Origin of the sequence: Propionivibrio sp., from assembly GCF_049316945.1 — a bacterium.
GTDB lineage: Bacteria > Pseudomonadota > Gammaproteobacteria > Burkholderiales > Rhodocyclaceae > Propionivibrio.
In genome coordinates this window covers 1-12078 of sequence record NZ_JBMOJE010000132.1, presented here as the reverse complement: position 1 = coordinate 12078, position 12078 = coordinate 1, and the positions used below count along the sequence as shown (strand labels likewise).

The 12078-nt window shown below is 60.9% G+C and carries 9 protein-coding genes; all 9 read left to right on the top strand.

Translation table 11 applies throughout. The features are described 5' to 3' along the window. Nucleotides 1-212 precede the first annotated feature (212 nt). Entirely contained in the window at nucleotides 213-665 is a 453-nt protein-coding gene (locus ACOYNV_RS21745) for a hypothetical protein (protein ID WP_422901906.1), read from the top strand. Next, entirely contained in the window at nucleotides 658-2514 is a 1857-nt protein-coding gene (locus ACOYNV_RS21740) for a radical SAM protein (RefSeq protein ID WP_422901905.1), read from the top strand. The genes ACOYNV_RS21745 and ACOYNV_RS21740 overlap by 8 nt, the downstream gene beginning before the upstream one ends. 15 nt (nucleotides 2515-2529) lie before the next feature. Further along, nucleotides 2530-2976 carry a hypothetical protein gene (locus ACOYNV_RS21735; protein ID WP_422901904.1) on the top strand — a complete coding sequence of 149 codons (447 nt, stop codon included), beginning with the start codon at nucleotides 2530-2532 and terminating at the stop codon, nucleotides 2974-2976. Nucleotides 2977-3108: 132 nt separating this feature from the next. Then, nucleotides 3109-4176, top strand: coding sequence for an HD-GYP domain-containing protein (locus ACOYNV_RS21730; RefSeq protein ID WP_422901903.1), 1068 nt, complete (start codon nucleotides 3109-3111; stop codon nucleotides 4174-4176). A 54-nt stretch (nucleotides 4177-4230) separates the two neighbouring features. Next, entirely contained in the window at nucleotides 4231-4422 is a 192-nt protein-coding gene (locus tag ACOYNV_RS21725; RefSeq protein WP_422901902.1) for a hypothetical protein, read from the top strand. Further along, complete coding sequence (gene pbpC, locus ACOYNV_RS21720) at nucleotides 4419-6653, top strand: penicillin-binding protein 1C (RefSeq protein WP_422901901.1); 2235 nt, start codon at nucleotides 4419-4421, stop codon at nucleotides 6651-6653. Before ACOYNV_RS21725 ends, pbpC begins: the two co-directional genes overlap by 4 nt. A gap of 588 nt (nucleotides 6654-7241) precedes the next feature. Next, complete coding sequence (locus ACOYNV_RS21715) at nucleotides 7242-8243, top strand: ABC transporter substrate-binding protein (RefSeq protein WP_422901900.1); 1002 nt, start codon at nucleotides 7242-7244, stop codon at nucleotides 8241-8243. Nucleotides 8244-8249: 6 nt separating this feature from the next. Beyond that, nucleotides 8250-11840 (top strand): EAL domain-containing protein, encoded by a 3591-nt coding sequence (locus ACOYNV_RS21710; RefSeq protein WP_422901899.1) that lies wholly within the window; start codon nucleotides 8250-8252, stop codon nucleotides 11838-11840. Beyond that, on the top strand, nucleotides 11837-12078 hold a 242-nt coding region (locus tag ACOYNV_RS21705), incomplete at its 3' end, for a hypothetical protein (RefSeq protein WP_422901898.1). The genes ACOYNV_RS21710 and ACOYNV_RS21705, both read left to right, overlap by 4 nt.

The window sequence follows — 12078 nt, the reverse complement described above, 5'->3', positions numbered from 1 at the left end:
CAGTGGTGCACCACTGGATTCCGGGTCAAGCCCGGAATGACGGGGTTTTTTATACACCAGTTCCAAGTTGACTGACTACTACTCACAACCAGGCTCCAACCTGGGTGCGGAATACGCCGTTTATCGAGTGGGTCATTTTGCTGTTTGACCACGATTTTCAGACGGGCGATACTCTCGTGCAGTTAAGTCAAGTGAAAAAGCGGGAGACGCACATGGATCAGCCCCAACTTGCAGTGTTCAATTACAAGCACGCTGGCCGGACCAGGCTGTCCGGACGACGCAAGACATTCTTTCTGGTCAGTCTGGCCGTGGCGCTGATTGTTGCTGTGGTGGCCTTCCCGGCGGGGCTGGGCGCCTTTCTCGTGCCGCTGATCGTTTTTCTTGCCCGGACGGGAACGCTGTGCATCGGCCCGCGCTACTTCATCTGCGGCGAGAATATCGTCTATTACGCCAACGTGACGCACCTGCGTCTGTCCGAAGCCGAAGGGCGCCTGAGCCTGCAAACGGCAGGCGGCAAGGCTTTCGTGATCGAGCGCGAGAAGTTCCCGACCAACGCGCGCAAGGCGCACAAGGTCGAGGCCAACAAGGCGGCCAAATTCAACAAGGTGACGGCCAGGATCATCGAGAAGGTGCGCCGGGCCTCGCCGGCCGTGGCCGATGCCTGATTTGCCGGCCTTGGGTGCTGCCGCTGCGGCTGCGACGCCGGTTTTTACGCGGAATATCCATCTTCTCTATGTGCCGACGCTGTGCTGCAATCTCGATTGCGCCTATTGCTATCTCGGCAAGCAGACGACCCAGGCGGCGCTGAAAGTCGATGCGGCACGCGCCGTGTCCACCCTGCGCCATGCGCTCAATGCCTTGCGTGAAGCCGGGGTGCTGGCCTTCAACGTGTCCTTGCACGGCGGCGAGGTGACTACCCTGCCGGAAGCGGTGCTCGACGAATTGCTGACGCTGATTCGCAGCCACTACCTTGAGCACTTCGACGCCATCAATGCGCTCGGGCAGCGCAAGTCGTCGCCGCATATCAAGACCAATCTCTACAGGTTCGCGCCGTTATACGATCTGTTCGACCGCCACAAGGTCTCGATCAGCGCCAGCATCGACCTGCCGCTGACCATGCATGCGCGCTACCGCACCACCCGCGGCGGCCGCGACTGGCTGGAACTGGCGCAAAAGAACATCCGCCTGCTGGCCGGCTACCCGCATGCGAAAAAGATTTCGGCGACGCTGTGCAGCGAACACCTCGCCGACATCCCGGCGATCATCGACGACATCTGGTTCATCCACCGCGAACTGGGTTTTGACATGAACCAGTTCAACATCATGTTCGCCTTCGCGTCGGGGCTCAATCGCGCCAGCAAGGGCGAGGCCGTGCTGTCGCCGGCCAGTGCCGCCGAGCAGATGCGACTGTATGAAGCGCTGCAAGCGGCGTTCACCGGCACAGAACTGGAGGACGGGCTGCGTCGCAACTGGTTTGACGAATTCAAGCCGGGCTATTGCACCAACGCCTTCAACTGCGGCGAACGCTTCTACCTCCTGCAAAGCGACGGCTCGGTGTATTCCTGCGTGCGCGGCCAGGGCCTCGAGGAATTTCATTACGGCAATGTTTTCGCGGATCGCATCGACGACATTCTGGCCAACGGAGCGCGCAAGATCGAACGCATCCATCAGGCGCACGGTTTCGACGACAACTGCCAGCGCTGCGATCACCTCGCGCTGTGTCACAGCGGTTGCCCGGTGGTCAAACAGCAGAGCGGCAGCGGGCGCTCCTACACCTGCGAGTTGCAAAAGGCCATTTACGCCGATAACCCGCTCTCCTTTCCGGCGGCAGCGCCCGATGCGCAGCGCGAGCAGGCGCGGCAGTACGTGAGCGACATGCATCCGGCGCTGGCTTTTGCGCAGCCTGCGGAACCGGGGAAATCAATGGCTGCGACGGCCATCCTGCTGCCCAGCGATCTGGCCGAGGAAAAAAACGCCTTGCGCGCCATGATCGCCGCCGACCCGCTGTTGCAGGAGTTGTACAGCGACCAGGCCTTCATCCTCGAAGTGCGCGACGAACTGGTGCCGCTGGCTTCGCCGTTGTTGAAGGCGCGGCCGACCTGGCACACCCTGCTGCCGGGTGACCGCATCGTCGTTCATGTCCAGCGCCGCCTGTTCGCCGCCAACTGCACGGAGCCTGTCCGCAACACGCTTTATCTGCAGATGCTGCGCGATACGCTGGTGGTTTATGGCGACGAGCAACGCAGCAAACAGGAGCACCTATTCACCTATCAGCTTTTTGCCAACTGCCTGCAAGCCAGCGACCTTCTCGGCGCCGACTACCTGATGGCCGACCTTTCCGGCCTCATCGCGCTGCACCGCGAACACTACCGCAAGGGCGTCCTCAACAACTTTTTCTTCACCACGCTACAGTTGCGCGAGTACCATTACCAGAAGCAGAAGAGCAACGCCTTCTACCATATTCAGGCGATCAACCTGCCCTTCCCGAATTTCGAATTTCACTATCTTCCCTGAGCAGCGAGGCCTGTCGTGAGCGCACCGGAACTTGAACGAACCGCCTACAGCGTCGAATGTTTTCTCAATGCGCTACGCCTCGATGACGGCCCGGCGCGAACCGCCATCGAGGAGCAACTGGTGCTTTGGCTGGTCGGTGCGGCGCAGCGCAAGGGCGATTGCCTGATCTACCGCAAGTCGATGATCGACTGCTACAGCGGCGGCAAGGTGGTGAACAGTTTTGCCGTGCCCGGAGTGACGCAAGCGAGGACGATCTGGTGCGATGGCGACAAGATTTCGGTGATCGACGGCGAAGAATTCTTCAGTAACGGCAAACTGCTCATGCTCGGGGCCGCCGGACTCGTGCTGACCCTGCCCGGCGCGGTCGCCGCTGCGGGGCCGAAGAAAAAAGAGGATGGCGGCAGCAATTCAAATAACAACAACAACAACAATAACAACAATAATAATAATAACAACGGCTAGCGTGAAACGAGTAATCCAGTTCTGTATAAATATGACTTTTGGCGTATTCTGTCAAATTGGCATCTACTTATCGGTTTTCACGGCTTGACGCCGGAACGATGACGATGCTTGACAAGGCAGGAGCCTGAAATCATGAGTATTCAAACAGAGCACTATGGTGCGGTAATCGATGCACTGACCGCCCATGTGGCCTTGCTCGACGAGTTCGGTGGCATCGTTGCCGTCAACGAAGCCTGGAGGCAGTTTGCCGACGCCAACGGCAGCAGGTTGCCAAACTACGGGGTTGGCAGCAATTATCTCGAAATGCTGAGGAATCCGGCGGGATGCACGGGTGACAATAGCGCCACCGAAAGTGAAGAGCGGCGGTCCGCCACAACCGTAGTGGCCGGCATATCCAGCATCCTTGACGGCAGCTGCCCAAAATTCCAGTTGGAGTATCCCTGCCACGCGCCGTGGGAAGAACGCTGGTTCCTGCTGACCGTGACCCGGTTTCCTCCGGGAGCGCTGGTGCACGTGGTGGTTTCCCACGAAAACATCACGGCGCTGAAAGTGGCTGAAAAACAGGCTGTCTCCCAGGCAAAAAGGCTGGCCGAGACCTTCAGCAGCATGGTCGGAGCCATTGCCCTGGCCATCGAAAAGCGCGATCCGTACACCGCTGGCCACCAGCGCCAGGTCGCCAGCATCGCGGTTGAGATTGGCCGTGTCATGCAGCTTGGCAAGGACCAGCTGTTCGGTCTTCACCTGGGCGCCACCATTCACGACATCGGCAAGATTTCCATTCCCGCCGAGATTCTCAATCGTCCGGGCGCCCTGTCCGCTCCCGAATTCATGATCATCCGTTGCCATTCGGGGGTAGGGCAGGAGATTCTGCGCGGCATCAATTTTCTCTGGCCGATCGCCGACATGGTCTGGCAGCATCACGAACGCATGGACGGTACCGGTTACCCGCAGGGCCTCAAGGGCGACCAGATCTGCCTCGAAGCGCGCATCATCGCCGTCGCCGATGTTTTCGACGCCATCATTTCGCACCGGCCTTATCGTCCAGGGCTGGCTATTGAGGTTGCGCTGGCCGAGCTACGCAAAGGGCGCGGTACTTTGTATGACCCCGAGGTGGTCGACGCGGCGTTGTCCTTCCTGGAAAAAGTTGGCAGCGAGTGGCATCGCACGCACTTGACTTACGCCGAAGCCTTGAGCGCTTGACGGCAAGTTGAGGGCCGCGCCAGCAGGCATGCGCCTGCGCGTACGCCGTGATCGATGAACCTGGAAAAAGCAGTTGACCACAGCGAACACGGCGGGCACAGCGAAAATCCTCAGCATTTCAGGATTTCATGGCCCACCCAAAGGGTGATTCATGAAAACATTGCAAGTCATTGTTTTTCCGCTGTGTTCGCCGTGTTCGCTGTGGTCAACTGCTTTTTTCAGGTTAAACAGAGTTTTTCATCATGATTCTGCGCGTCGTTCGAAACGGACTATTCCTGCTTGTAAGTTGGGCCGCCTGCTGCCTGCCGGCGTCGGCGGTGCCGTCGTTCGCCGAACTGCGTGCGGCCTACAGCGAATCCGACGCCGTGTTGCTGGCGCGCGATGGGCGGCCGTTGCACAGCAAGCGCATCGACATGACGCAGCGCCGTTTGCCGTGGACGCGCATCGAAGACGTTTCGCCCACGCTGCTGCGTGCGCTGCTGGCTTCGGAAGACCGGAAATTCTACGAACACGCAGGTGTTGACTGGAGCGCGGCGGCGGCCGGGGCCTGGCGCAATCTGTGGAACACGCGGACGCGCGGGGCCAGCACGCTGAGCATGCAACTGGTCGGCCTGCTCGACGAGTTTGCCAGCGAAGAGGCACAGCGGCGTGGCCGGCGCAGCGTTGCGCAAAAGCTTTCGCAGGCCGCCGGCGCGCTGTGGCTCGAGCAGCGCTGGAAGAAGGACGAGATTCTTGAAGCCTATCTGAATCTCGCCGGTTTCCGCGGCGAGATGGTCGGCGTGGCGGCGATGAGCCGCGGGCTGTTCGGCAAGTGGCCGGACGGTCTCGACGAGCGCGAGTCGGCACTGGCCGCCGCATTGCTGCGTTCGCCGGGCGCCTCGCCCAAAATCGTGGCGACGCGCGCCTGCGGTGTCTTGCAGGCCATGGCGCAAATGAAGCGGGGGGCGGTCGCCGACTGCGCGGGGCTGGACGGACTGGCCCGCCTGGCGCTTTCCGGCGGGCTGCGCGATCAGGCCGGCTGGCTCGGCGCGGAACAGTCGCCGGGGCTGGCGCCGCATCTGGCGCAGAAACTGCTGACGCAACCGGGCGAACGGCTGCGCAGCACGCTCGACGCCGATCTCCAGCGTTTCGCCGGCGCTTCCCTGCAGCGCCAGTTGCACGACATCGTGCGCCAGAACGCCGAGGACGGCGCGCTGCTGGTGATCGATAACGGCTCGGGCGAGGTGCTGGCCTGGGTCGGTTCGAGCGGCGCCTTGTCGGATGCGCCCGAGGTCGATGGCGTGACGGCGTTGCGTCAGGCCGGATCGACACTCAAGCCTTTCCTCTATGCGCTGGCTTTCGAGCGGCGTGACCTGACCGCCGCCTCGCTGCTCGACGATTCGCCGCTCGCCGTGACCACCAGCAACGGCTTGTACGTGCCGCAGAACTATGCGCCGCAGTATCGCGGCTGGGTCAGTGCGCGCATGGCGCTGGGCGGCTCGCTCAATGTCCCGGCGGTACGCACGCTGGTGCGCGTCGGGCCGGATGTCTTGCGTGACCGCTTGCACGCCTTCGGCTTCAAGAGCCTGACCGAGAACGGCGACTACTACGGCTTCAGCCTGGCGCTGGGTTCGGCCGATGTCTCGCTGCTCATGCTGGCCAACGCCTATCGCACGCTGGCCAACGGTGGCCAGTGGTCGCCGTTGCGCGTGACGAAGGGCGAAGGAGCGCCTTGCACCGAGGGCGGCTGCAGCGGCGTATTCGGCGGGCCGGCGCAGCGCGCCGCGGCCGCGGCGCCGGTTTTCATCGTTGCCGACATCCTGGCCGACCGCGCCGCGCGGGTCGGCACCTTCGGGCTTGAATCGTGGCTCGCCACGCCCTACTGGAGCGCGGTGAAAACCGGCACCAGCAAGGACATGCGCGACAACTGGTGCATCGGCTTCTCGCCGCGCTATACGGTGGCGGTGTGGGTCGGCAACGCGGCTGGCGAGGCGATGCACGATGTATCCGGCGTTTCCGGCGCCGCGCCGGTCTGGCGCGAGGTGATGGACTGGCTGCAGCGTGGCGGCACCACGCCAGCGCTGGCGAAGCCGCCGCCGGTCGGCGTCAAGCGGCAGCCGATTCGTTTCGAGCCGCCCGGCAAGATCAGCGAAGCGGCACGGCAGGAGTGGTTCATCGCCGGCACCGGCATGAGCGTGGTGCGCCTGGCCGAGCCGACGTCGCTGGCGCACATCGCCTATCCGGGGCAAGGCACGATCATCGCGCTGGACCCGGATATTCCGCCCGAGCGCCAGCGCGTCGCCCTGCAGCTTTCCGGCCAGCCCGGCCCCGGCTGGCAGTGGCGCATCGACGCTCAACCATCCGGCAGTGCCGCCAGCGAAGTGCTGTGGCGGCCATCTCCGGGAAAGCATCGCCTGGCCCTGGTCGAAGCCAATGGACACGAACTGGAGGCGATCCACTTCGAGGTGCGGGCACTCAAAGGGAAGCGGGCTAAATAAGGCGGCTGCCCTGCAACGCCCGTCAAATGGCGTTCTACAAAACGCTGCCCGGAGAGCCATTATTCATGAGCTTCTTCAGGGCATGGGCTGTAGATCGCCTATCCATGAGCTTTCCAAGGCAGACCGCAGAAGCCCGTAGGGTGGATAAGCGCAGCGCATCCACCAAGCCTCGGAGGTACAAACGGTGGATGCGCTGCGCTTATCTGACCGAAGGAAATGCAGAGCCACCCTACAAATTAATTGACCCCAAGCGGCCGAACTGCACAGGGCAATCGCATCAAACTTCAAAGTCCACCGCAGAGCCGCAAAGGAGCAAAGGAAACGCAAAGAGAAGCGAAGAAAGCGAGTGTCTATTTGGTCGCTTTTGACTTTCTTCGCGAAAACTTTGCTTCCTTCGCGCCTTTGCGGTGGGTGTTTCGGTTTGATGCAATCGCCCGGCCGAACTGCAGAAGTTGTTGCTGACTGCCATGCCTAAAGTGATGGATTGTCTTTTCTGATTTCGGCGAACAATCCCCGCCGATTGCATACGGTCACAAAATTTCCTATCTTTCAAAGGTACGCATCAGCCGACCTGGCCAGGAGCACCCCATGTGGAAAACCGCCCTCACACTAATCTTCATCGTCGCCCTCACTGGTTGCGACAAGCCAGCGCCGGGGAATGCCGGGCAAAGCGACGGCGGATACGCGCAGAAAATCACCGTCGCCTATACCTGGCAGCCGGAAAACACACTCGTTCACGTGGCGGTGGCCAAAGGCTATTTTGCTAAAGAAGGGCTCATTGCGCAGTTTTCGATGCACACCTACGGCAAGGCCGCGCTGCAGGCGGTGCTCGATAAGCAGGCGGACTTCGCGACGGTCGCCGAAACCCCGTTCATGTTCAGCGTGCTCAGGGGCGAGAAGATTTTCGTGATTGCCAACATTGAATCGAGCAGCACCAACCATGCCGTGGTGGCCAGAAAAGATGCCGGCATCGCCGTACCCGGCGACCTGAAAGGCAAGCGCATCGGTTTTACGCCCGGCACCACCTCCGACTTCTTTCTCGATTCGCTGCTCACGGCCAACGGTCTCACGCGCCAGGAAATCCAGCCCGTTCCCTTGAAACCCGAGGACATGCAGGAGGCCATCATGGCCGCGAAAGTCGATGCGCTTTCCGCCTGGAACTATCCGCTGACGCAGATCAGGAACCAACTCGGGGCCGGCGGGATCGTCTTTTACGACCGGCATATCTATACCGAAACGTTCAATATCGCCGCCCAGCAGGAATTCGTCCACAACCATCCCGAGGCCGTCAAACGCTTCCTGCGCGCCCTGCTCAAGGCCGAAGATTTCGTTGCGAAAAATCCGGACGAAGCGCAAACCATCGTTTCCGCTGCAACAAAAATAGACAAGAGCCTGGTCAGCGAGGTATGGAATAACTTCAATTACCAGGTGAAGCTCGACCAGACACTGCTGATCACGCTGGATGATGAAGCGCGCTGGGCGATCAGGAACAAGCTGACCGAGCAGACGGTGATGCCCGACTTCGCCAGCTACATTCATGCTGACAGCCTCAAGGCGATCAAACCCGAAGCGGTCAGGTCGCTCCGCTAGCCGATCATGCGCATCACCACCCGACTCAGGATCATTTCAGGCCTTACGCTGGCGGCACTCGTCGTCCAGTTACCGATTCTCGGCTGGTCCTTCATCGAATTCAACAGTGCAAGAAATGACTCCGTTATTGCCGGCGAGATCAAGGAAGCATTCTTCAAAAACGATTCATTGCGGAACCAGTATTTACTCTATCGCGAAGACCATATACGGGCGCAGTGGGAAGCCGTCAAAGAGTCGACCGACAGCCTGCTGCTTCAGGCTACCGATCAATTCCAAGGCGAACAGAACCAGCAACTGTTGCAACGATTGCAGCAGAATACGAAAGACCGCGCGGAACTATTTCAGCGTATTGTCAGCCACACCGAGCCATTGGAAACAGCCGTTGGCAACCGCCAGGTCTATGAAGAACTGAACAAGCGGCTGGTCAGCCAGCTGATGCTGAAGGCCGTTGCCTTTCGCGATATGTCGACGACTTTGCAGGAGGCCAGCGACAGGCGCGTCGAGCAGACTTACCAAAACCTGGCCATCATTATCGGCGTGTTTGCATTGCTGCTGGCATTGACCACCATTCAGTCCGCGTGGCAAATAAGCCGCTTGATCGGCAAGGGTCTGGCGCCGCTGCACGCGGGCGCAAAAATCATTGCCGGGGGCAATCTGGGTTACCGGATCAAGGGGGTCGGTGCCGATGAATTCGCCGAACTGGCGCAATCCTTCAACGACATGACCGGCAAGCTGCAGGCATTTACCAGTCAGATCGAAGCTGAACTCATTGCGCGCACGCTGTCGGAAGAAACGCTCGGCGAGCTGAATCGCAACTTCGTGGCTTTTCTCGAAAACGCCAGCGACTTCATTTACTTCAAGGACGAAAACTCGCGCTTTCGCTTTTGCAGCCAGACCCTGGCCGACATCACCGGGCATGCCAGCTGGCGCGACATGGTCGGCAAGGACGATCTGGAGGTGTTCCCGAAAGAGACGGCGCAGATTTACCATGAAGAGGAATTGCCGATCTTCCGCGATGGCAAGCCGCTGCTGAACAAGACCGATCCTTACTTTGACACCGCCGGAAACAAAGGCTGGGTCAGCACCAACAAGTGGCCGTTGCTCGACCAGGAAGGGAAAGTCATCGGCCTGTTCGGGATCAGCCGCGACATCACCGAACGTAAGAAGATGGAGGAAGCTGCCCTGGCCGCCGCGCTATACGCCCGCAGCCTGATTGAAGTCAGTCTCGACCCGCTGGTGACGATCAGCGCGGCCGGCAAGATCACCGACGTCAATACGGCCACCGAAAAGGTGACCGGAGAAAGCCGGGAGACGCTGATCGGCAGCGACTTCGCCGACTATTTCACCAACCCCGAAAAAGCCCGCGAGGGATACCAGCAGGTATTTTCGCAAGGCTTCGTGACCGATTACCCGCTGGCCATTCGCCATGTTTCGGGCACGGTCACCGACGTGCTTTACAACGCCAGCGTGTACCGTGACGACAACGGCCAGGTGCTTGGCGTGTTCGCCGCTGCGCGCGACATCACCGAGCGCAAGAAGGCAGAGGAATCGATCCAGGCCGCCAGCGTCTTCACCCACGCCCGCGAAGGCATCATGATCACCGACGCCGACGGTACCATCATCAACGTCAATGAGGCCTTCACCCACATTACCAGCTACACGCGCGACGAAGTCCTCGGTCGCAACCCGCGCCTGCTCAGTTCCGGTCGTCAGGGAAAAGAGTACTACGCCGCGATGTGGCACGATCTGCTCGAAAAAGGCCACTGGTACGGAGAAATCTGGAACCGGCGCAAGAGCGGCGAGGTGTACGCGGTGATGGAAAACATCAGCGCGGTGCGCGATGAACAGGGCAAGATTCAACATTTCGTAGCGCTATTCTTGGACATCACCGCGATCAAGGCGCACGAAAGCCAGCTTGAACATCTGGCCCACTACGACGCGCTGACTGCGCTGCCGAACCGCGTCCTGCTCGCCGACCGCCTGCGCCAGGGAATGGTTCAGTCGCAGCGGCACCATCAGATGATGGCCGTGGCCTACCTCGATCTCGATGGCTTCAAAGCCATCAACGACAGCCACGGGCACGAAGTCGGCGACCAGTTGCTGATGACCGTGGCCAGCCGCATGAAGCAGGCGCTGCGCGAAGGCGACACGCTGGCCCGCCTGGGCGGCGACGAGTTTGTCGCCGTATTTCTCGACCTGAACAATGTGGCCGCTAGCGTAACGTTGCTTGACCGCCTGCTCGCGGCGGCGGCGCAGCCGGTGCTTCTTGGCAACCTCGTGCTCCAGGTTTCGGCGAGTATCGGCGTCACCTTCTACCCGCAGGCCGAAAACCTGGAGGCCGATCAACTGCTGCGTCAGGCCGACCAGGCCATGTATCAGGCCAAGCAGGCCGGCAGGAAGCGCTACCACATCTTCGATGCCGAACTGGATCGCAGCGTGCGCGGCCATCACGAAAGCCAGGAGCGCATCCGCCGCGCCCTCTCCGCACGCGAATTCGTGCTGCATTACCAGCCCAAGGTGAATGTACGCAGCGGGGCGGTGATCGGTGCCGAGGCGCTGATCCGCTGGCAACACCCGGAAAATGGCCTGCTCGCCCCTGCCGAGTTCCTGCCGGTGATCGAGGACCACCCGCTGGCCGTTGACATCGGTGAGTGGGTGATCGCTACCGCCCTCAGCCAGATGGCGATCTGGCAGGCGGCCGGACTGAATATCCCGGTCAGCGTCAATGTCGGTGCCCGCCAGTTGCAGCAGGCCGACTTTGTCGAGCGTCTGCGTGCGCTGCTGGCGGCGCATCCGGAGGTCAGTCCGGGCGATCTTGCGCTGGAGGTGCTGGAAACCAGCGCGCTGCAAGACCTGGCGCGGGTCTCCCAGGTCATCGAATCCTGCCGCGAGATCGGCGTGATGTTTGCCCTCGATGATTTCGGCACCGGCTATTCGTCGCTGACCTACCTGAAACGCCTGGCCGTCACCGAGCTCAAGATCGACCAGAGTTTTGTCTGTGGCATGCTCGACGACCCGGATGACCTCGCCATTCTCGAAGGCGTACTCAGCCTGGCCACCGCCTTCCGTCGCCAGGTCATTGCCGAAGGCGTGGAGACCGTGGAACAAGGCGAGATGCTGCTGCAACTCGGCTGCGATCTGGCCCAGGGCTACGGCATCGCGCGGCCGATGCCGGCGGACGAGTTGCCCGCCTGGGCAGCGGCCTGGCACCCCGATCCGCTGTGGGCCGATCTGCCGGCAATCAGCCACGACGATTTGCCCTTGCTCTTTGCCGGCGCCGAGCACCGCGCCTGGATTGCCATGCTATCCAGCCATCTCAGGGGTAAGCGTGAAGCCCTGCCGCTCGATCACCAACTCTGCCGTTTCGGCAAGTGGCTGGAGACCGAGGGTGTAGCCCGCTATGGTCAGCAGCCAGCCTTCCAGTCCATCGAACCGTTGCACCGTCAGGTGCATGCGCTGGCGGCAAAGTTGCTGGAACTGCATGCCGTGCGTCCGAATGCGGAGGCGCTGCTGCGCCTCCCCGAACTCCATGCCCTGAGCGATTCATTGCTTGAAAAGTTGAAAGCGCTGGTGCAGGAAAAACAACCGCAGGCATGAAAGCGGCCCGGCAACGATGGTTGCCACAAATCGCCCTGCACCGCCCGTCAAATGGCGGCCTACAAAACGATGCCCGGAGAGCCCCTGTTCACGGGCTTCTTCAGGGCATGGCCCAAGGTAAATTTGTTCAACCCATCCGTCGTCATACCGGCGAAGGCCGGTATCCAGTTCGTTTATCAAACTGGTCTTTTAACATCTTGATCAGATGGACGAATCTGGATACCGGCCTTCGCCGGTA